General features: G+C 71.4%; 32 protein-coding genes and 1 pseudogene. 21 read left to right on the top strand and 12 right to left on the bottom strand.

Features of this window, described 5'->3' with window-relative positions:
• Nucleotides 1-22: 22 nt before the first annotated feature.
• From ACFY2Q_RS11720 to ACFY2Q_RS11705, 4 genes are all read left to right on the top strand, one after another.
• Nucleotides 23-811, top strand: coding sequence for a DUF2993 domain-containing protein (locus ACFY2Q_RS11720; protein ID WP_387129416.1), 789 nt, complete (start codon nt 23-25; stop codon nt 809-811).
• A gap of 119 nt (nt 812-930) precedes the next feature.
• The gene (locus tag ACFY2Q_RS11715) at nt 931-1008 is read left to right on the top strand and encodes an Ms5788A family Cys-rich leader peptide (protein ID WP_310503780.1); all 78 of its coding nucleotides are present in this window, start codon (nt 931-933) and stop codon (nt 1006-1008) included.
• A 204-nt stretch (nt 1009-1212) separates the two neighbouring features.
• On the top strand, nt 1213-2061 hold the full coding sequence (locus tag ACFY2Q_RS11710; RefSeq protein ID WP_387129414.1) for a sulfurtransferase: 849 nt from the start codon (nt 1213-1215) through the stop codon (nt 2059-2061).
• A 2-nt stretch (nt 2062-2063) separates the two neighbouring features.
• Nucleotides 2064-2384, top strand: coding sequence for a DUF1416 domain-containing protein (locus tag ACFY2Q_RS11705; protein ID WP_387129413.1), 321 nt, complete (start codon nt 2064-2066; stop codon nt 2382-2384).
• Nucleotides 2385-2445: 61 nt separating this feature from the next.
• On the opposite strand, the gene ACFY2Q_RS11700 is transcribed toward ACFY2Q_RS11705, so the two are convergent.
• Together ACFY2Q_RS11700 and ACFY2Q_RS11695 are read right to left on the bottom strand one after the other, a co-directional pair.
• Nucleotides 2446-2586 (bottom strand): hypothetical protein, encoded by a 141-nt coding sequence (locus ACFY2Q_RS11700; protein ID WP_387129412.1) that lies wholly within the window; start codon nt 2584-2586, stop codon nt 2446-2448.
• A gap of 6 nt (nt 2587-2592) precedes the next feature.
• On the bottom strand, nt 2593-3807 hold the full coding sequence (locus ACFY2Q_RS11695) for a glycosyltransferase (RefSeq protein WP_387129410.1): 1215 nt from the start codon (nt 3805-3807) through the stop codon (nt 2593-2595).
• 315 nt (nt 3808-4122) lie between these two features.
• On the opposite strand from ACFY2Q_RS11695, the gene ACFY2Q_RS11690 reads away from it, so the two are divergent.
• Complete coding sequence (locus ACFY2Q_RS11690) at nt 4123-4983, top strand: hypothetical protein (RefSeq protein WP_387129409.1); 861 nt, start codon at nt 4123-4125, stop codon at nt 4981-4983.
• 15 nt (nt 4984-4998) lie between these two features.
• Here the strand turns inward: ACFY2Q_RS11690 and ACFY2Q_RS11685 are convergent, their stop codons facing one another.
• From ACFY2Q_RS11685 to ACFY2Q_RS11675, 3 genes are all read right to left on the bottom strand, one after another.
• Entirely contained in the window at nt 4999-7050 is a 2052-nt protein-coding gene (locus tag ACFY2Q_RS11685) for a glycogen debranching N-terminal domain-containing protein (protein WP_387129408.1), read from the bottom strand.
• Nucleotides 7047-7427 (bottom strand): SCP2 sterol-binding domain-containing protein, encoded by a 381-nt coding sequence (locus ACFY2Q_RS11680; protein WP_387129406.1) that lies wholly within the window; start codon nt 7425-7427, stop codon nt 7047-7049. Before ACFY2Q_RS11680 ends, ACFY2Q_RS11685 begins: the two co-directional genes overlap by 4 nt.
• A gap of 81 nt (nt 7428-7508) precedes the next feature.
• Entirely contained in the window at nt 7509-7883 is a 375-nt protein-coding gene (locus tag ACFY2Q_RS11675; protein ID WP_387129404.1) for a DsrE family protein, read from the bottom strand.
• 12 nt (nt 7884-7895) lie between these two features.
• On the opposite strand from ACFY2Q_RS11675, the gene mtfM reads away from it, so the two are divergent.
• Nucleotides 7896-8000, top strand: a complete 105-nt coding sequence (mtfM, locus tag ACFY2Q_RS11670) for a small membrane protein MtfM (RefSeq protein ID WP_030327764.1) — start codon at nt 7896-7898, stop codon at nt 7998-8000.
• A gap of 55 nt (nt 8001-8055) precedes the next feature.
• Nucleotides 8056-8646: an FABP family protein gene (locus ACFY2Q_RS11665; RefSeq protein ID WP_387129403.1), complete on the top strand. Its 591-nt coding sequence runs from the start codon at nt 8056-8058 to the stop codon at nt 8644-8646.
• On the opposite strand, the gene ACFY2Q_RS11660 is transcribed toward ACFY2Q_RS11665, so the two are convergent.
• Nucleotides 8647-9525 carry an aminotransferase class IV gene (locus ACFY2Q_RS11660; protein WP_387129402.1) on the bottom strand — a complete coding sequence of 293 codons (879 nt, stop codon included), beginning with the start codon at nt 9523-9525 and terminating at the stop codon, nt 8647-8649.
• A gap of 69 nt (nt 9526-9594) precedes the next feature.
• On the opposite strand from ACFY2Q_RS11660, the gene ACFY2Q_RS11655 reads away from it, so the two are divergent.
• The 4 genes from ACFY2Q_RS11655 (at nt 9595) to ACFY2Q_RS11640 (ending at nt 13062) form a co-directional block, all read left to right on the top strand.
• Nucleotides 9595-10023, top strand: a complete 429-nt coding sequence (locus ACFY2Q_RS11655; protein WP_387129401.1) for a Fur family transcriptional regulator — start codon at nt 9595-9597, stop codon at nt 10021-10023.
• Nucleotides 10020-11132, top strand: coding sequence for a YgfZ/GcvT domain-containing protein (locus ACFY2Q_RS11650; RefSeq protein ID WP_387129400.1), 1113 nt, complete (start codon nt 10020-10022; stop codon nt 11130-11132). The genes ACFY2Q_RS11655 and ACFY2Q_RS11650 overlap by 4 nt, the downstream gene beginning before the upstream one ends.
• A gap of 23 nt (nt 11133-11155) precedes the next feature.
• Complete coding sequence (locus ACFY2Q_RS11645) at nt 11156-11983, top strand: 3-keto-5-aminohexanoate cleavage protein (RefSeq protein WP_387129399.1); 828 nt, start codon at nt 11156-11158, stop codon at nt 11981-11983.
• A gap of 119 nt (nt 11984-12102) precedes the next feature.
• The gene (locus ACFY2Q_RS11640) at nt 12103-13062 is read left to right on the top strand and encodes an asparaginase (protein ID WP_387129397.1); all 960 of its coding nucleotides are present in this window, start codon (nt 12103-12105) and stop codon (nt 13060-13062) included.
• A gap of 245 nt (nt 13063-13307) precedes the next feature.
• Here the strand turns inward: ACFY2Q_RS11640 and ACFY2Q_RS11635 are convergent, their stop codons facing one another.
• Nucleotides 13308-14105 (bottom strand): alpha/beta fold hydrolase, encoded by a 798-nt coding sequence (locus tag ACFY2Q_RS11635; RefSeq protein ID WP_387129396.1) that lies wholly within the window; start codon nt 14103-14105, stop codon nt 13308-13310.
• A 113-nt stretch (nt 14106-14218) separates the two neighbouring features.
• On the opposite strand from ACFY2Q_RS11635, the gene ACFY2Q_RS11630 reads away from it, so the two are divergent.
• The 6 genes and pseudogenes from ACFY2Q_RS11630 (at nt 14219) to ACFY2Q_RS11605 (ending at nt 18575) form a co-directional block, all read left to right on the top strand.
• Entirely contained in the window at nt 14219-14845 is a 627-nt protein-coding gene (locus tag ACFY2Q_RS11630) for a helix-turn-helix domain-containing protein (RefSeq protein ID WP_387129393.1), read from the top strand.
• Entirely contained in the window at nt 14842-15588 is a 747-nt protein-coding gene (locus tag ACFY2Q_RS11625; protein ID WP_387129392.1) for a hypothetical protein, read from the top strand. The genes ACFY2Q_RS11630 and ACFY2Q_RS11625 overlap by 4 nt, the downstream gene beginning before the upstream one ends.
• A gap of 71 nt (nt 15589-15659) precedes the next feature.
• On the top strand, nt 15660-15974 hold the full coding sequence (locus ACFY2Q_RS11620; RefSeq protein WP_355589699.1) for a DUF2516 family protein: 315 nt from the start codon (nt 15660-15662) through the stop codon (nt 15972-15974).
• Nucleotides 15971-16858 (top strand): alpha/beta fold hydrolase, encoded by an 888-nt coding sequence (locus tag ACFY2Q_RS11615; RefSeq protein WP_387129390.1) that lies wholly within the window; start codon nt 15971-15973, stop codon nt 16856-16858. The genes ACFY2Q_RS11620 and ACFY2Q_RS11615 overlap by 4 nt, the downstream gene beginning before the upstream one ends.
• Nucleotides 16859-16869: 11 nt before the next feature.
• Nucleotides 16870-17608, top strand: a pseudogene (locus ACFY2Q_RS11610) (alanyl-tRNA editing protein).
• A 52-nt stretch (nt 17609-17660) separates the two neighbouring features.
• On the top strand, nt 17661-18575 hold the full coding sequence (locus ACFY2Q_RS11605) for an SDR family oxidoreductase (protein ID WP_387129388.1): 915 nt from the start codon (nt 17661-17663) through the stop codon (nt 18573-18575).
• Here the strand turns inward: ACFY2Q_RS11605 and ACFY2Q_RS11600 are convergent.
• The 5 genes from ACFY2Q_RS11600 to ACFY2Q_RS11580 are packed head-to-tail and all read right to left on the bottom strand — an operon-like array spanning nt 18566 to nt 23131.
• Complete coding sequence (locus ACFY2Q_RS11600) at nt 18566-19534, bottom strand: helix-turn-helix transcriptional regulator (protein ID WP_387129386.1); 969 nt, start codon at nt 19532-19534, stop codon at nt 18566-18568. The two genes, ACFY2Q_RS11605 and ACFY2Q_RS11600, sit on opposite strands and share 10 nt — an antisense overlap.
• Nucleotides 19535-19557: 23 nt before the next feature.
• Nucleotides 19558-20199: a response regulator gene (locus ACFY2Q_RS11595; protein ID WP_387129385.1), complete on the bottom strand. Its 642-nt coding sequence runs from the start codon at nt 20197-20199 to the stop codon at nt 19558-19560.
• Nucleotides 20196-21464 (bottom strand): sensor histidine kinase, encoded by a 1269-nt coding sequence (locus tag ACFY2Q_RS11590; protein WP_387129382.1) that lies wholly within the window; start codon nt 21462-21464, stop codon nt 20196-20198. The genes ACFY2Q_RS11595 and ACFY2Q_RS11590 overlap by 4 nt, the downstream gene beginning before the upstream one ends.
• Before the next feature lie 11 nt (nt 21465-21475).
• The gene (locus ACFY2Q_RS11585; RefSeq protein ID WP_387129379.1) at nt 21476-22210 is read right to left on the bottom strand and encodes an ABC transporter permease; all 735 of its coding nucleotides are present in this window, start codon (nt 22208-22210) and stop codon (nt 21476-21478) included.
• A 12-nt stretch (nt 22211-22222) separates the two neighbouring features.
• Nucleotides 22223-23131 carry an ABC transporter ATP-binding protein gene (locus ACFY2Q_RS11580; protein WP_387129377.1) on the bottom strand — a complete coding sequence of 303 codons (909 nt, stop codon included), beginning with the start codon at nt 23129-23131 and terminating at the stop codon, nt 22223-22225.
• A gap of 198 nt (nt 23132-23329) precedes the next feature.
• Between ACFY2Q_RS11580 and ACFY2Q_RS11575 the strand changes: the two genes are divergently transcribed.
• From ACFY2Q_RS11575 to ACFY2Q_RS11560, 4 genes are all read left to right on the top strand, one after another.
• The gene (locus ACFY2Q_RS11575) at nt 23330-24148 is read left to right on the top strand and encodes an EI24 domain-containing protein (protein ID WP_387129376.1); all 819 of its coding nucleotides are present in this window, start codon (nt 23330-23332) and stop codon (nt 24146-24148) included.
• Between the two features lie 2 nt (nt 24149-24150).
• Entirely contained in the window at nt 24151-24666 is a 516-nt protein-coding gene (locus tag ACFY2Q_RS11570) for an O-acetyl-ADP-ribose deacetylase (protein ID WP_387129374.1), read from the top strand.
• A 226-nt stretch (nt 24667-24892) separates the two neighbouring features.
• Complete coding sequence (locus ACFY2Q_RS11565; RefSeq protein ID WP_387129373.1) at nt 24893-26023, top strand: FtsX-like permease family protein; 1131 nt, start codon at nt 24893-24895, stop codon at nt 26021-26023.
• Entirely contained in the window at nt 26020-26751 is a 732-nt protein-coding gene (locus tag ACFY2Q_RS11560) for an ABC transporter ATP-binding protein (RefSeq protein WP_387129372.1), read from the top strand. Before ACFY2Q_RS11565 ends, ACFY2Q_RS11560 begins: the two co-directional genes overlap by 4 nt.
• The last annotated feature ends 18 nt before the right edge of the window (nt 26752-26769 follow it).

The raw sequence follows: 26769 nt of genomic DNA, 5'->3' as shown, positions 1-26769 counted from the left end.
GCGGGTGGAGACAGGAGGCGTCGTGGCGCAGGAGTATCCGGCTGGCGAGGCCCGGCCCCGGCGGCGCGGTCGCAAGCTGCTCATCGGCTTTGTGGTTCTGCTCCTGGTGGTGGGGGGCCTGCTGGTGGTCGCCGACCGGGTGGCGGTCGGTGTGGCCGAGCGTCTCATCGCCGACCGGGTCAGCCAGGAGGTCAGCAAGCAGGGTGCGCAGTCAGCCGCCCCCGAGGTCGAGGTCGGTGGGACGCCGTTCCTCACCCAGGTGCTCGACGGCCGCTACCAGCGGATCTCCATCAAACTGAGGGACGTGCAGGCCTCGGTCGAGGGCGACGCCGTACGCCTGCCGGTGTTGGACGTGGACGCCCGCAACGTGCGGGCATCCCTGGACACCCTGCGCACCGGGCAGGGTGACGTCGTTGCGGACACCGTCAACGGCACCGGCACGATCAGCTACGACAGCCTCGCCGCGTTGCTGAACCGGCCTGGGCTTACCCTCGGCGAGCAGGGCGGCAAGCTCGCCGTCACCGCGCCTGTCGACGTGCTCGGTCAGAAGTTCACGGTAAGCGGTACGGCGGACGTCACCGTCGCCGAGAACGGCGCTGTCGCCCTGCGATTCAGCAATCTGGACGCCGAGGGCCTGCCCAACCTGCCGCTGGCCCGGACCATCCTCAACAACTACGCCAAGGGCATCTCGGTCGACGTGCCGTTGCCCGACCTGCCGTTCCAGCTCGCGGTCCGGGAGGTCCGGCCGCTGCCGGAGGGGTTGGCCATCACCGCCGACGCGAAGGACGTGCCGATCAACTCCGCCGGCTGAGCGGCGCGTCAGGCCCTTTTCGGGCGGTGGGACGCCGCGCCGGCCCAGCGGCTCGGGGGATTCCCGGATGCTGGTCGGCTCTGTGGTAGCCCGGTCACCCACTGGTAGGCTCCGTGACCATGGGGACTCACCTCACCAAACGGCGCGCGGTCGACCTGTGCCGCGTGGCCACCTGCCTGTGTCGCCCCGTCATCTGACGGCGGGGCTGTTTTCGGCCGCCTGACGGCGGCCACCGGCATGCAGGGTCCCTCGACCCCTCCGGTGATCCCACCACACGCCCGGCAGCGGCGCCGTCGCACGAACCCGTGATCCCGTCCTTCCGTTGGGTCCCGCGCGTTGCGACAGATTCACCATCGACATTCGCGCGCTGGCTCACCATCCATTCACCAGGGAGTGATTCGATGAGTCGCGACACCGCACTCGTTTCGGCCGAGTGGGCCGAGAAGAACCTCGACGCCCCAGGCGTCGTCTTCGTCGAGGTCGACGAGGACACCTCGGCCTACGAGACCGGCCACATCGCCGGTGCCGTCAAGATCGACTGGCGGACCGACCTGCAGGACCAGGTTCGCCGGGACTTCGTCAACAAGACGCAGTTCGAGGCGTTGCTCTCCGAGCGGGGCATCAGCAACGACGACACCGTCATCCTGTACGGCGGCAACAACAACTGGTTCGCGGCGTACGCCTACTGGTACTTCAAGCTGTACGGCCACCGCGACGTGAAGCTGCTCGACGGCGGTCGCAAGAAGTGGGAGCTGGAGGCCCGTCCGCTGGTCACCGACGTGGTTGCCCGCCCGGCGACGCAGTACGTCGCGCAGGAGCCGGACACCTCCATCCGGGCCTTCCGCGATGAGGTCGTCGCCGCGATCGGCACCAAGAACCTGGTCGACGTGCGCAGCCCCGACGAGTTCGCCGGTCGGCTGCTCGCCCCTGCCCACCTGCCGCAGGAGCAGGCGCAGCGGGCCGGTCACATCCCGACCGCGATCAGCGTTCCGTGGTCCAAGGCGGCCAACGAGGACGGCACGTTCAAGTCCGACGACGAGCTGCGCAAGATCTACGCCGACGCCGGGCTGGACGACGGCAAGGAGACGATCGCTTACTGCCGGATCGGCGAGCGTTCCTCGCACAGCTGGTTCGTGCTCCAGGAGCTGCTCGGCCACCGCAACGTGAAGAACTACGACGGCTCCTGGACCGAGTACGGCTCGCTTGTCGGCGTCCCGGTGGCGCTCGGCGACGAACCCGGGGAGGCCTGACGATGACCGCTCCCACCGCCGCGGGTTGCGCCGCACCGGACCAGGCCGCGCCGTTGCCGGCCAGCCTGGATCTGGAGAAGGAAACCGTGATCACGGGCATCGTCCGCTCCGAGGCGGACGAGGTCGTGCCGGGCGCGTACGTCCGGCTGCTGGACTCGACAGGTGAGTTCACCGCCGAGGTGGTGACGTCGGCGGCCGGTCAGTTCCGGTTCTTCGCCGCGCCGGGCACCTGGACGCTGCGGGCGCTCTCCCGGCACGGCAACGGTGACGCCGCCGTCACCGCCGGCCGGGGCCTCAACGAGGTCACCGTAACCGTCGCCTGACCTGTTGCAATGATCGACAGAGGCCGGTCACCCCAACCCGGGGTGCCCGGCCTCTGCTTGTTCAGTTACCCCTGGTGCGCACCTTCGCGCCCCACTGCGCCACAGTTACCAGCAGCGCGCCGAGGCCGAGGGCGATGGCGCCGATCACACCGACGGCTGCCGTCGAGGCGCCCGTCAGCGGAAGATCCTGGTTCGCGGACATGTTGATTCACCTCCCTCCCGACTGCGTCGCGGCGGAGACGCTGAGGCGGGCGGGGGACGCCCACACGCAGCGATCCACCGTTGGTTGACGGATGGCCTTGACCAGGGCGTGCACCAGGATCACCCGGTACAGCACGTCGGTCAGCACGATCGTGGGAAGGAAGAGAATCAGTCGGGGGCGTCGCAGCCGCCAGGCGGCGAGCGCGACCCAGAGTCCCTGGCCGGCGAGCAGGAACAGCAGGCCCGCCCCGAGTCCCGGCCCGGCGGTCGCCAGCAGCCAGAGGGTCAACGGCGCGCCGAACACGTAGAGGAGCCAGTGCGCCATCAGCAGCAGGTACGCGTAGTCGAAGCGGGTGTTCCGCCGACCGACCTGGTGCCCGATGATCCCTTGGAAGGTGCCCCACAGCCAGCGCAGGTTCTGCTTGTACCACTCCCGGCCGGTCGTCGGGTCCTGCAACAGCGCGACGGCGCGGGGGGCGTACACGACCCGGCCGAGGCCGCGCCGGTGTGTTTCCAGCACCCAGTACGTGTCGTCAACGATGTACGGCGGTTGCTGCGGCAGCAGCAGGTCGAGCAGTTCGGTGCGGTAGAGCGAGTTCGAGCCGGAGATGCAGTTCATGACGTTGAAGTGACTCTGGATGCGGCGTATGACGGCCTGGTAGTTCCAGTAGCTGTAGGCGCGCTTGGCCAGCCAGATGTTCCACCGCCGCTCGGGCGGCCACCAGGTGACGTTGTGCCCGACGACGATCGCCACCTGTTCGGTGAGGTGCGCCAGTGTGGTGGTGACGAAATCGGGCTCGACGAGCACGTCGTCGTCGAGGATGACGACCGCTCGGTAGAGCCCGCCCAGCCCGAACCGGACGTAACCGGCGTGCAGGGCGGCGGGCTTGCCGACGTTCTCCCTCAGCTCCAGCACCGCGGCCCCGGCCTTCAGCGCCTCCCGGGCGGTCGCGTCGGTGGAGGCGTCGGAGATCACGTAAACCGGTGCGCCGGTGGCGCGGGCGGCCCGTACCGCCCCGGCGATCGTCGACGCCCCGTTCCGGCAGGCGATCATGATGGCGACTTCGCGGGGTGCGACCGGTCGGTACCGGGGGAACTCGGGTCGCTCGCCGTGCCGGGTGACCCGGTCGGGGCGGACGAAGCCGTAGCAGAACGCAGCGACGATGAGGAACAGGGCGATCCCGCTGAGAGTAACTAAGGAGATCAGGAGGATTTCCCGCATGAAGGGGCCACTCGCAGGTGAGGGAGGATGCGAAAGCCGCTCACGCTGCGGCGTTGCGGTAACACTAAGTGTCGTTCAGTTGATCTCCAAAGGGTCGTCCCCGGTTCTGCCCGTTCAGCCGACCCGTCTCCGTCGGCCCGGCCGAGCCATGATCAGCCGGCGAGGTTGTGCCTGCTCAGAGCCTTGTCTCGCGTCGTGCGCGGACGAGCCGGTGTTGCTCCCCAACCGGCCGAGCCGCACCGGCCCGGTGGGGTCAGCCGCGCCCCACCGACCGCCGCTTCCGGGGCGGCGGACCACCCGTGACACCATGACCGGGTGAGCGGTGCTGTCCAGACGGGTTGGGCCCCATCGAGCGGTCCCGCCGCGCCGGCACCCGCCCGGCGTCGGCGGCACTGGCTGCTTGTCGCGTCCGTGCTGTGGGCCGTCCTGCTTGCCGTGCTCGCCTGGACGTCGGTCCGCGACGACCCACCGACCGTGCGCGAGCAACGCACCCTCGACCAGGCCGGTCCGATAGTCGACAGGGCGGTCGGCGAGCTGGCCCGCGCGGCCGGCCCGGCCGGGCTGCTCGAACTGGGCCCCGTCCGGATCCGCTCGGGCTGTCGGGTCACCCCGCTCTCCGACGGTGCTGCCCTGCGACGCGAGGTCGTCGTGCTCGCGCCCGCCGGCACCGAGCGGGCCGTGCTGACCGGGATCGCCGATCGGCTGCCGACCAACTGGCAGGCCGGGGTCGGCCCCGGCCTGGACGGCCCGGAGCTGCGCGCCGACGCCGGCGAGTTCGTCGCCGTCGGAGGCCGGTCGACCGGGGACGGCCGGGTCCGGTTGACAGTCGAAACCGGCTGCCGGCCGGTGGGCTCCGGCTACACCCCGGCGCCCGCCACCGCCGCCGGCCCGGAGGCCGCAGCCCTGACGGCAGCGCTGACGGCACTCGGCCGGCCGGCCGATGCCGCGCCGGAGCTTGTCACCGCACCCTGCCCGGGTGGCGCGCTGGCCCGCACCGCGCGGTCCGCCGAGCTCGACCCGCCCGCGCCGGCCGGCGCACTCGCGCCGCTGGCCGGCGGCACCCCACTCCTGGACAACCCGCCGGTGTACGCGTACCGCGTCGACGGTGTCACAGTGCTGGCCCAACTCGGCCCGGACGCCGTACGCCTCGCCGCCACCGTCGGCTGCCCGGACTAGGGCCCGTCGCCCCGGTCAGCCGCCCGTCGCCTCATCCGGGTCGCGGCTGCGGCCCAGCGCGTCGACCCGACCCCAGCGGCCGGGAATGTCCAGCAGCTCGATCCGGCCCATGCCCGGCGGCACAGCCGGGTCGATGATCAGGTGCTCACCCTGCGGCTCCAGCCCCAGCATCACCCGCAGCAGCAGCAGCGGGGTGCCCGTCGACCACGCCTGCGGGCTGCACGCGGTCGGATACTCCACCGGATAGTCGGTGAGGTCGCGGGCGTAGCCGGCGAACGCCTCCGGAAGCCGACCACCGAAGTAGCGGGACGCCGCGAGCATCGTGTCGCAGAGCAACCCGGCCTCCTTGCGGTAGCCGTACCGCCACAGGCCCCAGGCGATGATCGAGTTGTCGAACGGCCAGACGGTGCCCACGTGATAGCCGATCGGGTTGTAGCGGCCCTGGTCCTCGGCGAGGGTCCGCACCCCCCAGCCGGAGAACAGCCGTGGCCCGAGCAGATGCTCGACAACCTTGCCCGCCCGGGACTCGTCGACGATGCCGCTCCACAGCAGGTGCCCGATGTTCGACGTCAGCGCGTCCACCTGCCCGCCGTCGGCGTCCAGCGCGAGCGCGTAGTACTCCCGGTCGGTGATCCAGAAATCGTGGTTGAACCGCTGCTTGAGCGCGGCTGCCTCCCGCTCCAACTGGTCGGCGTACGCCGGGTCGTTCCAGAACGTCCGGGCCATCCGGGCGGCGCGGATCTTCGCGTCGTACGCGTAGCCCTGCAACTCGCATGTGGCACGGGGAAAGCCCGGCATTTTGCCGTCGGCGTACGAGATGGCGTCCCAGGAGTCCTTCCAGCACTGGTTCTGCAGGCCGGACTCAGGGTTGCGGGTCTGGTACCAGAGGTAGCCGGTGCCGAGCAGGTCGCCGTACGTGTCGATCCACCGCAGCGCCGCCCGCACGTGCGGCTCCAATCGACGGACCAGCGCGGCGTCGCCGGTCCAGCGCTCGTACTCGTCGATGAGGATCACGAACAGCGGCGTCGAGTCGGCCGACCCGTAGTACGGCGAGTGCGGCTGCTCCTCGAAGCCGGCGGTCTCGCCGTACCGCAGCTCGTGCAGGATCTTGCCGGGCTCCTCGTCCCGGAAGTCGTCCACCCGGTGCCCCTGCAGGCCGGCAAGCATCAGGATGGTCGGCGGGATCAGCTCCGGCAGGAACGGCACCACCTGCAACGAGGTGAAGATGCTGTCCCGCCCGAACAGGGTCATGAACCAGGGCAGCCCGGCGGCGATCAGCCGTACGCCCAGGGCGATCGACTCGTAGCGCAGGGCGGCCAGGTCGTTGAGGCTGCGCCGGTACGCCCCGGCCAGCGGCTCGCAGTCGCAGCCGAGCTTGGGCGCCCGGTCGATCAGCTCCTGCTGCTCGGCGCGGATGGCGTCCGCGCTGCGGCTGCCGCCGAACGGCAGGGTGGCCCGGATGTCCTCGCCCCGCGCCCCGTAGACGACGGTGGACACGCGGAGCCGGGTGGTCCACTCGCCCTTGCGGCCGATCCTGATCCGGAAGGACATCCCGGCGGTGTCGACCTGCGCGGGCATGCTGGAGCTGACAAGCGTCTCGCGGTGGAACGCCTCCCGCCGGTAGGTAAACCGCAGCTCGTTGTCGGTCACCGAGACGGTCGTGCGGCCCTGCTTCTGCCGAGCGTGCTTGATCTCGAACAGGTCGGCGAAGTCACTGCCCATCTCCAGCCGGACTGTGCACTCGACGTCGTCGCCGGTGTGGTTCAGCACGGTCAGCTCCTCCTCGAAGCTGCCCCCGATCGACCGGCTGCGGATCACCGACGCCTTGGCGTCCAGGTAGTGCGTGGGCTGCCCGGGGGCCAGGAAGAACTTCGTCCGGTACGACTCGCTGTCGTCCATCGAGAGGGTGTGCAGCCGCTGGCCGTCCAGGGTCAGCACCCAGCTGGACAGGAAGCGCGTGTCGAAGGAGAACAGCCCGGTGGGGAAGTCGAACGACGGCTCGATGTCGCCCGCCCGGTCGCAGACCAGGAAGGTGTTGCCGTCCAGGATGCTGACGAGATCCTTCACACCGGCCGCCCGGCTGCCTTTCGAGCCACCTCACGTGGGTCGCGGGTGCCCGGCGGGTCCGGGAAGAAGCGGCGGAAGGCCAGGAAGAGCACCACGTTGCCGCTGAACGTGCTCTCGTTGCGCAACACCGCGGCGATCCCCTGGGCCTCCCCGGTGATCAACCGGTCGAACAGGGCCGTGTCGCAGGACCAGATGGCGTCGGCTGGGCCCCGCTCGCGGCTGATGCGTACTGTGCCCGGTCGCATCCGGACCATCCAGTGTTCGGTCTGCTGGCCGGTGCCGAGATCAATCTGGAGGGCGCCGTCGGCCAGGCCACAGAGGATCGCAGGGGCACGCGCCGGCAGTGATTCGAAGAACCTCTCCGTCGCCTCGGTCACCTCCGAATCGTAGGCAGCAGACCGGGGTGCCGGGCCGGTATCCGTACTCCGCCGGCCTGTTCCGCCGTGGCGCGCTGGCGGTCAGTAGACGAGCGCCTGCGCGCCCTCTGCCATCGCCTCCTCGACGAATGCCGCGGCGCCCGCGATCCGGACACCGGGGAGGACGTCGTCCGGGCCGATCTCCCGACGGGCCGCGCACTGGGTGCAGGCGGTCACCCGGCCACTGGTCAGGATGACGTGCAGCAGTTCGGCCAGCGGCGCGGAGTGCGGCAACTCGAACTCCTGTGCGCGGCCGGGCAGCACGAACCAGGTCGATTCCCCGGTGAGCCAGAGCGAGACGTCCACACCGGCCGCGACAGCCGTGGCGGCGACCGTGAACGCCTGTGCGCACCGCTCCGGGGCGTCCGCCCCTGCGGTGGCCTTGACGACGAGAGAGCGGGCCATGACGCACAGCATAGGATGGGTTGGATGGTTACCGAGATCGGGTTCGTCAGCCTGCTGGTCGCCGGCCTGGGCGGGCTCGCCGGTGGCCTGGTGTACCTGGCAGTACGCATATCGAGAGGACGCTGGTGAGCGCGAGGAGTGAGCCGGGTTTGCGAGCCCCGCAGTCGCGAACGGAGCTGGCACGGTGAGCGACGACACCCCGCTGCAGCCACCGTGGCTGAACGCGCCGCCGGTCGAGGAATACCCGTACGAGGAGAGCCACGACCTGCGGGTCGGGCCGAAGCTGCATCCTGCGCTTGACGGTCTGCTGCCCTACATCGGTTTGTGGCGAGGCCGGGGTAAGGGTGGCTACCCCACAATCGAGGACTTCGACTACGCCCAGGAAATCCGGATCAGCCACGACGGCCGGCCGTTCCTGCACTTCGAGTCCCGCGCCTGGATCCTCGACGAGCAGAGCAGGCCGGTCCGCCCGGCTGGGCGTGAGGTCGGCTGGTGGCGGCCGGTGATGGTGGACGGCCGGGCCACTGACGAGCTGGAGGCCCTGATCTCGACCCCTACCGGCGTGATGGAGCTGCACCTGGGCAAACGCACGGGCACCCAGGTCGAGTTCGCCACCGACGCGGTGGTCCGGTCGCCCACCGCCAAGGAGGTCACCGGCGGGCACCGTCTCTTCGGCATCGTCGAGGGCGCGCTGCTCTACGCCCAGGAGTTGGCCGCGGTCGGGCAGCCGCTCAGTCCGCACCTCTCCGCCCGGCTCATCCGGGTCGGTGGCTGACTAGACGGGGAAACCCAGCAGGGCGTGCAGGGCGGGGGTGCGTGGGCAGGGAGCCCGGCGCACCCCGTCCAGTGTGTGGACCTCGGCGGCCCCGCGTACCGACGAGGTGAGCCAGACGCCGTCCGCCGCGTGCAGTTCGGCAGTGGTGACCATCCGCTCGGCGGCGCTCAGGCCCAGCTCGGTGGCGTGGGCGAGCAGCCAGGCCATTGTCGTGCCGGGCAGGATGCCGGTGGTGGCGGCCGGCACCGTGCAGAGCGTGTCGCCGGCGAGCCACACCACATTTGCGGTCGGGCCCTCCATCGCGTAGCCGTCGGAGGAGATCCAGAGCACGTCGTCCACGCCGGCCCGGACGGCCCAGCGACGGGCGGCGCTGTTTACCGCGTACGACGTGGATTTGATCCCGGCCGGCAGCCAGCTCAGCGCGTTGCGGGCGTCGGCGGGCACCCCCAGTGGCAGGGTGGCGACGCTTATCCCGTCCCGCCGGGCCCTCCGGGACGACGCCGGCACCTCGTCAAGCGTGGCGTAGATCGTCGGCGGGCCGCCGGCCGCCGGGCCCCGGGTGCATACCAGCCGAAGGGCCGCCTCCACCTGCGGTGGCCAGCCCGCGCGTACCTCGTCGAGCAGCTCGACAAGCGCGGCGGTGGGGGGTAGGGCCAGCTCGATGCTGGCGGCCGACGCGGCCAGCCGGGCCAGGTGCTCGTCGAGCAGCCACGGCCGGCCCTGACGTAGGTGCATGGTTTCGAAGAGCCCGTCGCCGTGCAGGACGCCGAGGTCGTCGCCGCGCAGGACGGGCTCGGTGGCCGGCACCAGGCCGCGCCCGAGCACGGCGATCCGGGCGGCCGGTTCGGCCACGACCTCTCCGCCGGGCAGCATCGCCATGACCGTGGAGCGTAGTGGTGGTCTGTCGCGCGGCGGAGACAACCGCGACTACCGAACTATGATCGGACGGTGTCCGAATCTTCCCTCGCGGAAATGCTCCGGGCCCGTGGGCTGCGGCTGACGGCCCAGCGGCAGCTTGTCCTCCAGGCGGTGCTCGATCTGGGCCACGCCACCCCGGAGCAGGTGCACACCGCGGTCCGGGAGGTCGCCGCCGGCGTCAACATCACCACCATCTATCGCACGCTGGAGCTGCTGGAACGGCTCGGCCTGGTGACACACACCCACCTCTCGCACGGTTCGCCGACCTATCACGCCGCGGGTGAGCACCAACACGTTCACCTGGTCTGCCGGGAGTGCGGCGCGATCGACGAGATCGAACCCCAGTTGCTCCGCCCGCTGGCTGACCAGTTGGCCGCGCAGCGGGGCTTCCAGGTGGACATCGGGCACGTGTCACTTTTCGGCGTCTGCGGTCGCTGCGAGAACGGGGACCAGACATGATCGACATCGCGGGCGCGGTGGCCGTCGAGAGCATCGACGAGGCCAGCCGCGACCAGCCGGATCCGGCGCACGCCGCGGCCGGGGTGCGGGGGGTGGCCGCGCACTACGGCGACCCGCTTCGTGAGCAGCGCGTCCTCGACACCGAGGTCGGCCTGGTCGACAGGTCGCACCGGGGGATCATCGCGGTCCCCGGTGAGGACCGGGCCGGTTGGCTGCACACGATCACCTCGCAGCACCTGACGACGCTGGCCGCCGGTGAGGGCACCGAGTTGCTTGTGCTCTCTCCGCACGGCCACATCGAGCAGCACGCGCTTGTCGCCGAGGACGGCGAGACCACCTGGCTGGACACCGATCCAGGTGCGACCGAGGGCCTGCTCACCTATCTGGAGAAGATGCGGTTCTTCAGCAAGGTCGAGCCCCGCGACGCCACCGCCGAACGGGCGCTGCTGTCGCTTGTCGGCCCGGCGGCCTCGGAAGCCCTGGCGACGCTCGGGGTGACCGGGCTGGCCGCCCCGGACCTGATCCCCGTTCCCGGCCCGAAGTTCGCCGCCGGCGCCGTGCCGCCCCGGGCCGGTGTGCGGTACGACGTCCGACCGCTGCCGACGGGCGGCTGGGCCCGGCGCGGCCTGCTCGGGGTGGACCTGCTGGTGCCCCGGTCGGCGATGGAGCAGGTGGTGGCGGAGCTGCGCGGCGCGGGCGTGCCGCTCGCCGGCCTCTGGGCGTACGAGGCGATCCGGGTTGCCGCCCGGCAGCCTCGGGTCGGGGTGGACACCGACCACCGGACCATTCCGGCCGAGGTGGACCTCATCGGCCCTGCGGTGCACCTGGACAAGGGCTGCTATCGCGGCCAGGAGACGGTGGCCCGCGTGCACAACATGGGGCGGCCACCGCGCCGCCTGGTGCTGCTGCACCTGGACGGGGTGACCACCGACCATCCGCCGACCGCCGGTACGCCTGTGACCCTCGACGGCCGGGCTGTGGGTTTCGTGGGCACCGCCGTGCTGCACCACGAGCTGGGTCAGGTAGCGCTCGCCGTGCTGAAGCGGAACGTCCCGGACGACGCCGCCTTGATGATCAACGAGACCGCGGCGGCGATCGACCCGTCCTGAGCGGGCCGTCTAGGATCGCCGGCATGACGACAGGGACGTTGATCACGGTGGCGCCGACCGGCGCGGAGTCGGCCAAGGCGGAGGTGCCGGCGCTGCCGGTGACGCTTGACGAGCTGCTGCTGACCGCCAAGGAGTGCGAGGCGCTCGGTGCCGCCGTGATCCACGTCCACATCCGTGACGAGGCGGCGCGGCCGACCCTCGACCCGGTACGCCTGGCCGACACGGTGGCGGCGCTGCGGGAGGGCACCGACCTGATCGTGCAGCTCTCGTCCGGTGGCGCGGTGACCGATCCGGAGGCCTCCCGGCTCGCCGTGCTCGACGCAGGGCCGGACATGGCCTCCTGCACCATGGGCACCGTCAACTTCGGCGACGACGTCTTCCTCAACCGCTGGGAGTTCATCGTCGACCTGCACACCCGCATGCAGGAACGCGGAATCGTGCCGGAGTACGAGATCTTCGACCTCGGCCACCTGGCCGCGTTGCAGCGGTTGCTCGGCAAGTACGGGCTGCCGGCCGGTGGGCACGTGCACGTCGACTTCGTGATGGGTGTGCCGGGCGGCATGCCGGGCACCACCGAGACGCTTGTTGCGGCGCACCGGATGCTGCGGGACCTGCCGGAGGGCACCACGTTCGCGGCCACCGGCATCGGTCGCAGCACGATCCCGGTGCTGCTGGCCTCGCTGTCGGCCGGTGGGCACCTGCGGGTCGGCATGGAGGACACGGTGACGTACGCCAAGGGCCGTCCGGTGGAGTCCAACATGCAACTGGTGGCCCGCGCGGTCGGGTTCGCCCAACTCGCCCAGCGTCCGCCGCTGACCACCGTCGAGGCGCGCGCGCTGCTCGGGTTGTAGGGCCCGCCACGCCCACGGTGATGTAAGGGCGGCTGCGCCCTGGGCCCCTGTCACCCGGGCGGAGGACCTCCTGGTCACCCCGCCGCCGGCCGACCCCGAACCGTCGGTACCGTCCAGCCGTGACGAAGACGTACGAGGGCGGCGTGCCGCTCGCCGAGGTGGTCCGGTCGGGGTTCGTGGAGGGCGCACATCGCGGCTCGGTGGTGGTGCTGAACGCCGCTGGGGTGCCGGTGGCCGCCGCCGGGGACGTGACCGCACCGATCTTTCCCCGTTCGGCGAGCAAGCCGATGCAGGCGATCGGGATGGTCCGCGCAGGCCTGTCGCTGACCGACCCGGCCGACCTGGCGCTGGTCTCCGCCAGTCACGCGGGTGAGGCCTTCCACCTGGCCCGGGTCGACGCGCTGCTGGGCCGGGCCGGGTTGGACGCCGCGGCCCTGCACTGCCCGCCCGATCTGCCGGTCGGCGCGGCGGCCCGGGAGGCGGTGCTGCGCGCCGGGGGTGGCCCGACCCGGGTGCAGATGAACTGCTCGGGCAAGCACAGCGGAATGGTGCTGACCTGCCAGGCCGCCGGGTGGCCGCTGGACGGCTACTGGCGGCCGGAGCACCCGTTGCAGCAGTGCCTGCGGGCTGCCATCGAGGAGTTCACCGACGAGCAGGCGGCGGCGGTGGGGGTGGACGGCTGCGGTGCCCCGGTGCTCGCGGTGTCGCTCACCGGCCTGGCTGGCGCGTACCTCCGGCTTGTCGACGCCGAGCCCGGCTCGGTGCCGCGCGCGGTCGCCGACGCGATGCGTGCCCATCCGGAGATCGTCGGCGGCACCGAGGCCGACGACACCCGGTTGATGCGCGGCGTCCCGGGTCTGCTCGCCAAGGTCGGCGCCGAGGGTGTGATCGCGGTGGGGCTGCCGGGTGTCGGCGCGGTGGCCCTGAAGATCGACGACGGCGCCGACCGGGCCCGGATGCCGGTGCTGGTCTCCGCGCTGCGCCGGCTCGGCGTGGACGCTCCCGTGCTGGCCGAGTACGCCGAGGTGCCACTCTTCGGCGGCGGCGTCCCGGTCGGAGCGGTCCGTCCGCTCTGGTGAGCGCCAGCGCCCTGGGCCGATCCAGCCTGGACCTGGCCCGGACGGCGGGGCTGGCCGCAATTGGTGGGGGCGGTCGGCGCGGCGCACGGTCGGGGACCGCTCTGGCTGGGGGCGCACCTGATTAGCGTGATGCCACAGCGGAATCAAGATGCCGCTATGGCATCACGCTTGTTCGAGCGGTGTGGGTTCCGGGCGGTGTGGCGCTCCGAGCGGTGTGGTCCATGCGGGTGGCCCGTGCGGTGGGGTCAGCTCAGGAAGTCGAGCAGGGCAGCGCTGACCGGCTCGGGGCGCTCCAGGGGCAGCAGGTGCGCGGCGTCCGGCACGTCGGGCAGCCGAACCGCGTCGGGCGCCTCGGCGGCGATCCGGTCGGCGAGCCGGCGGATGTCCGGCACGTCGGCCGCACCGGCGGTGACCAGGACGGACACCCGCAGTTCGCCGAGGCGGCCGATCGCGGGTGGGGTCAGCTCGCCCACCTCCACCGCGCCGAGCGCCAACTCGGCGGCGAGCGCACGCTGATCCATCTCCTGCGCGAACGTGATCAGGCCGGTGTCGACGTCGGCCGGTTGGCGGTTCGGGCCGACCACCCAGAACCGCACCTCGCCGGCCGCCCCGGCGGCGAAGTCGTCGGGGTCGACCTCGCCGACGAGGTCGTCCCAGAGGTCGTTGGCCTCCTCGGACCACTCGTTGCCGGAGACCGCCGTGCCGAACAGCGCGAGTGCGCTCACCCGGTCCGGGTACGCCAGCGCGGTGTCGATGGCGACCGACCCGCCGAAGGAGCAGCCGACCAGGGCGGCTCGGGGCAGGTTCAGCCCGTCGAGCAGGCCGACTACGTCGTCGTGGTGCGCGAACGGCGTCGTCGGCAGTTCCGAGTCTCCGTACCCGCGCAGGTCGGGGACGATCACCCGGTGGTGGGCGGCGAGCGCGGGCAGCACGCCTCGCCACATCCGGCGGTCGGCGATTCCGGCGTGCAGGAGTACGACTGGCGAGCCGGTGCCGGCCTCGTCGTACGCGATGACTGCGCCGTTGATTGTGATCTTGTCCACGGGACGGACCGTACGGAACGTGCGAGTGGCACGCAAACGGGATGTTGAGACGTTGCTAACTCTGGTTAGCGTTTTGCTTGCAGGAGCTAGCGGGGCGGATTAGCGTCGGGGCCATGGCCACACCCAAGGATCTCCCCGACGTCGGCGGGTTCATTCGTGATCTGCGGCGTAACGCCAAGATTTCGCTGCGGCAGCTCGCCGAGCAGGCGGGGGTCAGCAACCCCTACCTCAGTCAGATCGAGCGCGGCCTGCGCAAGCCCAGCGCCGAGGTGCTCCAGCAATTGGCCAACGCGCTGCGGGTCTCCACGCCGGCCATGTACCTGCGGGCGGGGTTGCTCGACGACAAGGAGGGCCACGGGGTGCTCGCCTCCATCGCTGTGGACTCCGACCTGACGATGGCCCAGAAGCAGTCGCTCACCCAGATCTACGAGACCTTCCGCCGGGAGAACGCCCGGCTGGCCGAGGCCCAGGCCGCCGCCGAGGGCACCCGCACGGAGGCCACGGACACCACGGAGGCCACCGCCGACGCGGCCCGGGTGACCACCCCGACCGACGTCGCCGGCCAGCCGGCCGACGTGGCAAACCTGGCCGCCACCGGCCCCACCACCGCAGGCGGCACCCCGACCGAGGCCGTGCTCGAGTCGGTCGCCGTCACCGAGGCGGGCACCGCCCCCGCCCCGACCCGCACCAGCACCCCCGAGAAGAAGGCCGCCCCGACGGCCGAGGAGGAGACGTCATGACCGAGCCGAAGACCAACCGCATCCCCGCCCCGATCTACGCCGCCGCAGGCGCCGGCGAGCTGGCCCTCGAGCACCTGCGCAAGCTGCCGGCCGTGGTTGGTGTCCTCGGCACCCGGGTCGTCGCCGACCTGGGTGGTCGGGCCGTGCTGACCGGCTTCGAGCTGCGCCAGAAGGCCACCGAGACGCTGCGTACCGCCAACGAGACCGCGGAGACCCTGCGGGGTCGCGCGCAGACCGAGCTGGACCTGGCGAAGCTCCGCGAGTCCGCCGACCTGGCGAAGCTGCGCGAGGTGGCCGACCTGGACAAGCTGCGCGCCGCCGCGACCCGCAACGCCGCAGTGGTCGTCGCCAGCGCCCACGCCGCCCAGGAGCGGGCGTTCGCCGCGTACGGCGCGCTTGTCGCCAGGGGTGAGCGGGTCGTCGGTGCCGGCGTGCTGGAGGCCGCCGAGACGGTAAACGCCGACATCGAGGCCACCGAGGGCGTGCCGACCGCGACCGCCACGCCGAGCGCGACCGCCACGCCGGCCGTGACCGCCGGCACCGCGACTGCGGCGACTGCCCCGGCCGAGGTGCCGACCCCCGCCGATGTGGCCGAGATCGTCGAGGCCAAGCCGGCTGCCGTCAAGAAGGCCACCCGGGCGAAGGCGGCCAAGCCGGCCGCCACCTCGACCACCAAGTCGACCGCGACCCCGTCGGCGAAGCTGCCCCGGGCCACCAAGCGGACCCGCCCGGCCGCCGAATAGTTGGCGGCGTCGACGGTCCCGGCGGCGTCCTTGTCGGACGTAGCCGGGGCCGTCGACATAAGCTTGCCGGCATGGCCAACGCTGCGCCGATCTTCGCGTTCGAAGTCCGCTACGTGATCGAGCTGATCCTGCTCGTCTTCGCGCTGATCATCCAGGGTGTCGCGCTGGTGCATGCCGTCACGCAGCGCTCCGACGGCTTCTCCGCCATCGGGACGCTGCCCAAGGGTGGCTGGATCGCCATCCTGGCGGTCTGCCTCGTGCTGACCCTGCTCGGCTTCGGTCCGATCAGCCTCTTCGGACTGATCGGCATCGCCGCCGCGCTCATCTACCTGCTCGACGTCCGGGTCGGTCTGCGCGACCTCAGTGACGGTAAAGGGTTCTGGTGAGAGGTTTCCGCTGGCCACCGCCGCCCGACGGTGGCCCCCGCACCTGGGGGCCCGGCCCCGGCGGGCCGCGCACCGGCCGGCCGGCGCTGCCGGAGCCGGAGACCGAACTGGTCGCCACCCCGCACGGCGTGCGGCTGGAGCGGCTGGTCACCGGCATCGGTGATCCGGTCACCGTGTTCGCGCACGGGCTGGGCAACGGGATCGCCACCACCCGACCGTTCGGCAGTGGGGTGACCGGCCGCAAGGTGTTCTTCCAGTTCCGTGGGCACGGCCGCTCCGAAGCGCCGGCCGGCCCGTGGAACTATCTGGACCTCGCCCGGGACCTGCGCGCCATCGCGGATCTGGGCAACGCCAGCCGGGCGTTCGGGGCGAGCCTGGGTGCCGGCGCGCTCTGCCGGCTGCTCGCCGAGAGCCCGGACCGCTTCGAGAAGCTTGTCTTCTTCCTGCCTGCGGTGCTCGACAAGCCGCGCGGCCCGGTCGCCTCCGAGCGCCTCACCGCCCTGCTGGAGGCCGTCGAGAGCGGGGACGCGTCGGCGGTCGCCGACGTCGTCTCGCTGGAGTTGCCCCCGGCCGTCCGCAACACTCCGGCCGGCTGGGCGTACCTGCGGCAGCGACTCGACCAACTCCTCCGCGACGGTCTGTCCGACGGTCTGGCCACGCTGCCCGAGCAGGCACCGCTGCGCGACGCCGCCGCTCTGGCAGCCGTCACCGCGCCGGCGCTGGTGATCGGCTGCGCGGGCGATGACCTGCACCCGGTCGAGGTCGCCGAGCAGCTCGCCGCCGCGCTGCCACAGGCCACCCTCCACGTGTACGACCGGCCGGGCGTGCTCTGGTCGGAACGCGCCGATCTGCGGGAGCGCGTGTCCGGCTTTCTCAACGAGTAACGTCCCCGGTCATGGGTGTCACACAGCACGGCCGGACGCACCGCCTCGACCTCGCCGACCCGACCCTGCGCGAGTGGACCTGCACGGTCCTGCACGCCGACCCGGAGCAGGGCATCGTGCTGGACCGTTCGGCGTTCTATCCGGGCGGCGGCCGGTCAGCCACCGGACCACGGGGTGCTGCTCTGGCAGGGCGTGCAGACCCGGATCGTCGGCACCCGCAAGGGCGACGACCCGTACCTGATCCCCGCCGAGGGTGACCCGCTGCCGCCGGTCGGCACCGAGGTCGTCGGCGCGGTGGAGGACGAGCGCCGCACCCGTCTGATGCGTACCCACTCCGGGTTGCACGTGCTCTGCGGCGTGGTGTTCCGCGACTTCGGTGCCCTCGTCACCGGCGGAAACATGGAGCCGGGCGAGGCTCGAATGGACTTCAACCTGCCCGAGGTGCCACCCGACTTCAAGAGCCGGATCGAGGAGCTGGTCAACGCCGAGGTGGCCGCCGACCGGTCGGTCGCCACCCGGGTGCTGCCGCGTACCGAGGCGCTGGCTCTGCCGGACATCATCCGTACCCAGTCCAACCTCATCCCGCCGGACGAGCAGGAGGTCCGGATCGTCGACATCGTCGGGTTGGACGTGCAGGCCGACGGTGGCACCCACGTGGCGTCCACCGCGCAGATCGGCAAGGTGCAGGTGGTCAAGGTGGAGAGCAAGGGGCGGGCCAACCGCCGGGTCCGCGTCCGACTCGTGGACTGAGGCGCGGCAATTCGGACGGCGGTTGTCAGGTATTGCTGACAACGTCGTTGGCATGACTCAACCGCTCATCGGAAAGATCGCGCTCGTCGCCGGCGCCACCCGGGGTGCCGGGCGACAGATCGCCGTCCAGCTCGGCGCGGCCGGAGCCACCGTGTACGCAACTGGCCGCAGCAGTCGCGCCGGCCGCTCGGAGATGGACCGGCCGGAGACCATCGAGGAGACCGCCGAGCTGGTCACCGCTGCCGGCGGCACGGGCATCGCCGTGCAGGTCGACCACCTGGTGCCCGAGCAGGTCCGCGACCTGGTCGCCCGGATCGACGCCGAGCAGGGGCAACTCGACGTGCTCGTCAACGACATCTGGGGCGGCGACCCGCTCGTCACCTGGGAGAAGCCGGTCTGGGAGCAGCCGCTGGACGCCGGCTTCCGCACCCTGCGACTGGCCATCGACACGCACATCATCACCAGCCACTTCGCCCTGCCGCTGCTGATCCGCAAGCCCGGTGGGCTGGTGGTGGAGATGGGCGACGGCACCAAGGCGTACAACGACGACAACTACCGGCTGTCGGTCTTCTACGACCTGGCAAAGGTCTCGGTCAACCGGCTCGCCTTCAGCCAGGCGCACGAGCTGAAGCCGTACGGCTGCACGGCGGTGGCACTCACCCCGGGCTGGCTCCGGTCGGAGGCGATGCTGGAGCACTTCGGCGTGACCGAGGAAACCTGGCGCGACGGTGCGGCCACCGATCCGCACTTCCTCATCTCGGAGACGCCCGCCTTCGTCGGCCGCGCGGTGGCCGCGCTCGCCGCCGACGAGGAGAAGGCCCGCTGGAACGGCATGTCCGTCGACGCCGGCACGCTGTCCAAGGTGTACGGGTTCACCGACGTCGACGGCAGCCAGCCGGAGGCGATCCGGTACATCGTGGAGGTGGTGGACGCGGGCAAGCCGGCGGACGTCACCGGCTACCGGTAGAGCGCGCCGAGGCGACCGGCCGCCTCGGCGAACAGCCGGCGCAGCTCGGGCGGGTCGAGGGCCTCCACCTCGGGGCCGAGCCCCAGCAGTTGGTGGTACGCCACCTCGACGGACTCGACGGGCAACCGGGCCACCACCCAGCCCTGCCCGTCGGGTGCCCCGGCGGCGGCCACCACCTCGTCGTACACGAAGGGGGCATCGACCAGGTGCCGGAGCTGGCGCAGGCCGGCGGGGCTGAGCCGGACGGTGACCTCGGCCCGCAGCATGGTCCGTAGGAACGAGCCGGCCTGCTCGCGCCAGTGCCCGGCCAGGTCGAAGCCCTCGTCGCGCTCGAACTGCTCGTCGCCCACCTCGACGCCGGTGACCCGGTCGACGCGGTAGGTGCGCGTGTCGTCGCCGACCCGGCCGACCAGATACCAGACGCCACTCTTGAGGATCAGCCCGTACGGCTGGACCCGGCGGGTCACCTCCCGGTCGCCGCGCCGGTAGCGCACCTCCACCACCCGGTCAGCCCAGACCGCCCGAGCCAGCTCGGTCAACCACGGCGGCGGTCCGGTCTCCCGGAACCAGCCCGGCACGTCCAGGTGGAACCGCTGCCCGGCACGGGCCGGGGCGTCCCGCAGGGCCGGCGGCAGCGCGGCGAGCACCTTCAGCTCGGCGGCGGCCACCGCGTCGGCGAGCCCCATGTCGCCGGCCGGTCCGGGCAGGCCGGCGAGGAAGAGTGCCTCCGCCTCGTCGCGGTTCAGCCCGGTCAGTCGGGTCCGGTAGCCACCGAGCAGGCGGTAGCCGCCAGCGCGACCCCTGTCGGCGTAGACCGGCACGCCGGCGGCGGACAGCGCCAACACGTCCCGGTAGACGGTCCGCTCGGAGACTTCCAGCTCCCGCGCCAACTCGCCCGCGGTCATCGACCCGCGCGCCTGTAACAGCAACAACAGCGAGATCAGTCGGGATGCGCGCACCCGCCCATCCTGCCCGGCCCGGCTCAGCGTCCGCCGGGGGTCAGCAGCCCTCTGTCGTACGCGGTGGCCACCGCGGCGGCACGGTCGTTGACCCCGAGCTTGGCGTACAGGTGCAGCAGGTGTGTCTTGACTGTGGCTTCGCTGATGAACAGTCGAGCCGCCGCCTCCCGATTGGAGGCGCCGCGGGCCACAAGTGTGAGCACCTCCAGCTCACGCTGGCTGAGCGGCTCCTCGGCCGGTGCGCGCAGCCGGCCCATCAGCCGGCCGGCGACGCTCGGCGCGAGCACCGACTCGCCCCGGGCGGCGGCCCGGACCGCGCGCACCAGATCCTCACGGGGCGTGTCCTTGAGCAGGTAGCCGGTGGCGCCGGCCTCGATAGCCGGCAGCACGTCGGCGTCCGTGTCGTAGGTGGTGAGCACCAGCACCCGGGCGGCGCTGTCGGAGCGGGCCAACCGACCGATGGCGGTCACGCCGTCCATCCCGGGCATCCGCAGGTCCATGAGCACCACGTCCGGGCGCAGCGTCGCGACCAGGGCCAACGCCTCGGCCCCGTCGGCGGCCTCGCCAACCACTTCGAAATCGGGGTCGCCGGTGAACATTCCGCGCAGCCCGTCCCGCACCACCGGATGGTCGTCGACGATGAGCAGTCGTATCGAGGTGGTCACCCGGCACCTCCGGGTAGCGCCGGGATGGACGCCGAGATGGCCGTACCGCCGCCCGGCTCCGACTCGACGGCCAACTCGCCACCGACCCGGGTCACCCGCTGTCGCATGGCGGTCAGCCCGTACCCGCCAGCCGGCATTCGGGGCGCTGGCTGGGCGGTGACCTCGAAGCCGGTCCCGTCGTCGCGCACGTCAAGGGTCACCACGTCCGCCATGTACGACAGGGTCAGCCCGACCCGTGAGGCGGCGGCGTGCCGGGCCACGTTGGCAAGCGCCTCCTGGGCGGCCCGCAGCAGTGTCACCTCGATCTCCGGGTGCAGCGGACGGGGCGTGCCGGTGGTGGAGACCTCGGCGCGTACCCCGTGCAACGCCGACCAGCGCCCGCCCAACTCGACGAGGGCGTCCGGCAACCGGGCTGTTTCGAGCGATTCCGGGCGGACCGCTCGCACCGAGCGGCGGGCCTCGGTGAGGCTCTCCCGGGCCAGCGCGAGCGCGTTGTCGACGTGCCGGCGCCAGTCGGCGGACCGGTCGCGGGTCTGCTCGGCCGCCTCCAGTTGAGTGATGATGCCGGCCAAGCCCTGGGCCAGGGTGTCGTGGATCTCCCGCGCCATCCGTTGGCGCTCGTCAAGCACGCCGGCCTCCCGTGCCTGGGTGAGCAGTTGGGCGTGCAGCCCAGCGTTCTCCCGGACCGTCTCGGTGAGTTGGCGGTTGGCTTCGCCGAGCTCCACCACCAACCGCTTGCGTTTGGCGTCCTCCTGTTCGGCGACCATCGCGAACCAGCTCACCGAGCCGGCCACCACAAGGTTGAAGAGCACCAGCAGCAACCAGAGGGGCCAGTACGACAGCGCTACCGCCACGCCACCGCCCTGGGAGGTGGCGACGATGACGGCAGTGGTGATCACCCCGGCGATCCGCCAGCGCCTGCGCAGGACGGGAAAGGCGTGGATGTAACCGATCCAGGCGAAGAGGCCGTACCACGGGCTGGCGGCCACCAGCATGGCGGCGAGCGTGAGCAGCCCGGCGTAGTAGACAGCCATCAGCCTGCGCCGGTTCCGCCAGTCGGGGTGCACTGTGACGAACCAGGTGACCCAGCATCCGGCCGCCACGGCGACGACGAGGGTGGGCATCACCTTGAGGCCGGCGGGTGCCGGTGCGACGAGGGCCAGCAGGGTGCCCAGGGCCAGCCCGGCGTAGGGAACCAGGCGGTAGAGGGTCGCCTCGTGTTCCCGCCACCTGGTCAGACGGTCGTGCGCACCGCTGCTGGTCATCGAATCCCCGATCACTCCCAGCGGAACAGTTTTGCCGCGCCGGCGCCGGCCGCCAACGCGACCACCGCCATTATCCCCAGGTGCAGCGGCTGCGGTGGGGTGCCGGTCCAGGCGTCGAGCAGCGCCTGCACCCCGGGTGGTGTGTAGTCGCCGATTCGAACCAGAAAGTCCGGCAGGAGGAACCGGGGCACGTAGACGCCACCGAAGAACATGACCACCATGAACAGGGGCACTGCCAACGCCTGCGCCGACTTCGCCGTCCGCGCCACCGCCGCCACGAGCAGGCCGAGCGCCAGCAGGCCCGCCGTGCCGAGGAGGAGGGCCAGTGTGAAGCCCAGCGGACGCCGGGGCAACGGCACGTCGAACGCCAACCAGCCCACCACGACGAGCAGTACGGCGCTGATCAGGATGGTGGCGAGCGAGATGAGCAGTTGGGCGGCCAACAACGCGGCGGGGCTGGCCGGGGTGGTTGCCAGCCGGCGCAGCACCCCACGTTCCCGGTAGGTGGCCAGCACCGTGGGCAGGATGTTGACCGCCGACATGGCGAGCGTGATCACCAGCAGTGAGGGTGCGAAGTACTGGACGAAGGACAGGTCACGGAACTCGGTCTCCGGCTGACGCGCCGCCGGGATCAGCCCGAACACCACAAGCAGCGCGAGCGGCAGGATGATGGTGATCAGCGGCGAGCCGAGCTCTCGCAGGAAGAGCCGTGTCTCGATCTTCAGGATCTGCCCGAAGGCGTGCATGTCGGTTCTCCCTCAGGCGGCGGGCTGGCGCCCGGTCAGCTCGACGAAGGCGTCGTCGAGGGTGGACTGCTCCAGCCGCAGGTCGGCGGCGACGATCTGGTGACGGGCGAGCACCGAGGTGACGGCGTGCAGCAGTTCACCGGTGCCGGTCACCACCACCTGGCTGCCGATGCGCGCCACGGCGGAGACCTCGGGCAGGTCGGTGAGGAGGCGGTCGTCGACAGGGGCGGACGGCCGGAACCGGATCCGCTGCTCGGGAGCCACCGCCGACACAAGGCCCGCCGGGCTGTCCAGTGCGACCACCCGGCCCTTGTCGATCACCGCGACCCGGTCGCAGAGCCGCTCGGCCTCCTCCATGAAGTGGGTGACCAGCACGACCGTCACTCCGCTGTCCCGGACCTGTTCGATGAGGCTCCAGGTGTCCCTGCGGGCCTGCGGGTCCAGCCCGGTGGTCAGCTCGTCGAGGATCGCGATCTCCGGGTTGCCGACCAGCGCCAACGCGATGGAGAGTCGCTGTTTCTGGCCGCCGGAGAGGTTCTTGTACGCGGTCTTCCGTTTCTCGCCGAGGCCCAGCCTCTCGATCAACTCGGCGGGGTCGGCCGGGTCGCTGTAGAACGACGCGTACAGCTCCAGGGCCTCGGCCACCCGGAGCTGGTCCGGCAGCTGGCTCTCCTGTAGCTGCACCCCGACCCGCTGCCGGAGTTGGGCGCCGTCCCGGCGCGGGTCGAGCCCGAGGACCGACACCCCGCCCCCGTCGGGGACGCGCAGCCCGGCGACACACTCCACGGTGGTGGTCTTGCCCGCGCCGTTCGGCCCGAGGACGCCGAATATCTCGCCGGCCTCCACCGCTAACGACACGTCGTCCACCGCCACCAGATCGCCGTACCGCTTGTGCAGTCTGCTCACCTCGATGACCGGCATCGCGCCGCCCTTCCGTCGCTGGCTTCGTACCCCTCAAGGGTTGTCGGGGTGGGCCGGCGGCGAATCGACCAGCCGGCGATGATCAGCGGCGTTGCCGGTTGATCACGTCGGTCCGCCAACTGGTTGATGTGTACGGCCGGTGTCGCTGCTAGCGCTCCGCCCGGCGGAAACGATTACCGCTCGCTAGGCTGCTCGATCGTGGACGCCAGCAGAATCGCCAGCCCGGTGACCGGGGCCGCCGGACGCTTCCTTACGGGTGTCGGGTTGCTGCTGCGCGGGCTCGGCCTGTACGTGCGGAGCCCGGGACTGATGCTGCTCGGCATCGTGCCGGCGCTGATCTCCGGTGTGCTCTTCGTGGCCGCCTTCGCCACACTCGTGTACTTCGTGGACGACATCGCCGCCCTGGTCACCCCGTTCGCCGACGACTGGTCGACCACGGCCCGCAACCTGGCCCGGGTCGTCGCCGGGCTGGCCTTCCTGGGCCTCGGTGGCCTGCTCGCGGTGGTCAGCTTCACCGCCGTCACGCTTGTCATCGGCGACCCGTTCTACGAGAAGATCTCCGAGCGGGTGGAGGAGCGGTACGGCGGCACTCCGAACGCGGTGGAGGTGCCCTTCTGGTCGTCGCTGCGTCGCAGCCTCGCCGATTCGGTACGTCTGGTGGCCCTCGCGGCCCTGATCGGCATTCCGCTCTTCGTCGCCGGCTTCATCCCCGTGGTCGGTCAGACGGTTGTTCCGGTGATCGGGGCTGCGGTGGGCGGCTGGTTCCTCGCGCTGGAGCTGGTCGGGGCGCCCTTCTATCGGCGCGGCATGCGGCTGCCGCAGCGTCGGGCGATCCTCAAGGCGGACCGACCCATGGCGCTTGGCTTCGGCGTGGCGGTCTTCGTCTGCTTCCTGATCCCGCTCGGCGCCGTGCTGGTCATGCCGGCGGCGGTGGCCGGCGCCGCACTGCTGGCCCGCCGTTCGCTGGGTCAGTCGATCGAGGGCCCGCTGTCCGCGTCACCTGTCGACGGGAGCTAGCCGTGGAGATCACCCTGGTCGAGGGGGACATCACCGCCCAGCGGGTGGACGCGATCGTGAACGCCGCGAACTCGTCCCTGCTCGGCGGCGGCGGGGTCGACGGTGCCATCCACAGGCGTGGCGGCCCGGCGATCCTGGCCGAGTGTTGGGCCCTGCGGGCGTCCCGGTACGGCAAGGGCCTGCCCACCGGCCAGGCGGTGGCGACCACCGCTGGCGAGTTGCCGGCCCGCTGGGTCATCCACACCGTCGGGCCGGTCTGGTCGGGTTCCGAGGACCGTTCGGCGTTGCTGCGGGACTGCTACGCCAACAGCCTGCGGGTGGCCGACGAGTTGGGCGCGGCGACGCTCGCCTTCCCGTTGATCTCGGCGGGCATCTACGGCTGGCCAGTGGGCGACGCGGTCGGTCAGGCCCTGTCGGTGCTGCGGTCGGCCGCGCCCGCCATGGTCATCGAAGCCCGCCTGGTCCTCTTCGGCGCGGACACCCACGCCGCGGCCCGCCAGGTATACAACGCAACCTGACGCCAACGCCCCGCCCGCCGGCCCGGCCCGGCCCCTGCAGATCTTGGAACGAAAGTGCCCCTCTGGGGGCGGAAATATTCCAAGATCTGGGGCGTGTGAGCTTGCTGCCGGGGCGTCGGCACATCTGACGTGTGTGGTCGGGGCGACAGCCGTCATCCTCGTACTTGCCGACACGGTGTTGATAACATACCGACATGATGTCGACAATCTTCGAGGGCGGGCGCTGATGTTCCTCGCGATTCGTGAGCTGAACTTCGCCAGGCTCCGGTTCATTCTGATGGGCGCGGTGATCGCGCTGATAGCCGTGTTGATGGTGATGCTGTCGGGGCTGTCGGTCGGGTTGGTCCGCGACGGTGTGTCCGGTCTCCAGAACCTGCCGGTCACGTCATTCGCCTTCCAGCACGACGTCCAGAAAGACTCCGCGTTCTCCCGCAGCGTCGTGGACCTGTCGGCGGTGGACAAGTGGGCTGCCCAGCCGGGCGTCGCGGAGGCGACACCGTTCGGCAACACGCTCGTGAACACGCGTACCGATCGGGGCACCGAGATCGACCTGGCGCTGTTCGGCGTCCTGCCGGACTCGTTCCTGTCTCCCTCGGTCAGCCAGGGCGACCGGTTGGGCACCCCGGACGGCATCGTGGTGAGCCCCACGGCGCTGGACGCGGGCCTGCAGATGGGCGACATGGTCACCATCGACCGGCTCGGCACCCGGCTGCGGGTCGTCGGCGTCACCGAGCAGCAGGACACCTTCGGGCACGTGGACGTGGCGTACGTGCCGCTGGCGGCCTGGCAGGCCATCAAGTCCGGCACCGCTCCCGACACGGAAATCTCGGAGCGCGCCGCAACGGAGATCACGGCGGTCGCGGTCCGCGAGGAAGACGGGAAGTCCGTCGACCTGGCCGCGGGTGACACCGCGGCGGGCACCGAGAGCCTGACCCTGAAGGAGTCCTACGGCGCCTCGCCGGGTTACACCGCCGAGACGACGACCCTGCAACTGATCCAGGGCTTCCTGTACGCGATCTCGGCGCTGGTTGCCGGCGCGTTCTTCGCGGTGTGGGCGATCCAGCGCAAGCCCGAGGTGGCGGTTCTGCGGGCGCTGGGCGCCTCGACCCGCTGGGTGCTGCGGGACGCGCTGACGCAGGCGTTCGTGCTGTTGGCAGTCGCAGTCGCCGTCGGCGTGGGGATCGGGCTCGGGCTCGGCGCTCTCATCACCGGCAGCGGCATCCCGTTCGCGTTGAGTATGCCGAGCATCTCCGCCGCCGGTGTGGGCCTCGTCGTACTCGGCCTTGTCGGAGCGGGTGCTGCGGTCATCCGAATCACCTCTGTCGACCCGGCCACCGCTCTGGGAGGAAACCGATGAGCAGGCATACCGTTCCGACCGCTGCGACCACATCCACCGACGACGCGTCCGAGCGGCTCGGGTTGGTGATGCGTGCGGTGTCCCTGCGGCACGGCAACGCCGCCGAGACCGTGCAGGCGCTCGACAACGTGGATCTGACGGTGCGACCCGGTGAGCTGGCTGCGGTCGTAGGCCCGTCCGGTGCCGGCAAGTCCAGTCTGCTCGCCGTCGCCGGTGGCCTGGCCCGGCCCGACGAGGGGTCGGTCACCGTGGCCGGTCAGGACATGACCGTGCCGAGTCGCCGCACGCGGACGGCCCTGCGCCGCAAGCACGTGGGCTTCGTGTTCCAGTCGGGCAACCTGTTGCCCGCGCTGACCGCCGCCGACCAGTTGCGGCTGCCGCTGCACTTCGGGCCGCGCTCGGAGCGGTCCGGCCGTGACCCGCTGGAGCTGCTCGCGAGCGTGGGCATGGCCGACAAGGCCGACCGGCGCCCGCACCAGCTGTCCGGCGGTGAACGCCAACGGGTCGGGATCGCCCGCGCGCTTGTCACCGAGCCGACCGTGCTGCTTGTCGACGAGCCGACGGCGGCGCTGGACCGGGCACGCAGCCACGAGATCGTGAAGCTCCTGGCCCGCGAGGCCCGGCAGCGGTCCGTCGCGGTGGTCATGGTCACTCACGACCACGATGTGCTGCAATATTGTGACACCGTTTACGAGATGGTCGACGGCAAGCTCGCGGCCAGCAGCTGATCCACGACAGCAGGGTGC

The sequence above is a fragment of the Micromonospora sp. NPDC000316 genome (assembly GCF_042898885.1).
In the GTDB taxonomy this organism is placed as follows: domain Bacteria; phylum Actinomycetota; class Actinomycetes; order Mycobacteriales; family Micromonosporaceae; genus Micromonospora.
This window is presented reverse-complemented; position numbering and strand designations above follow the sequence as displayed.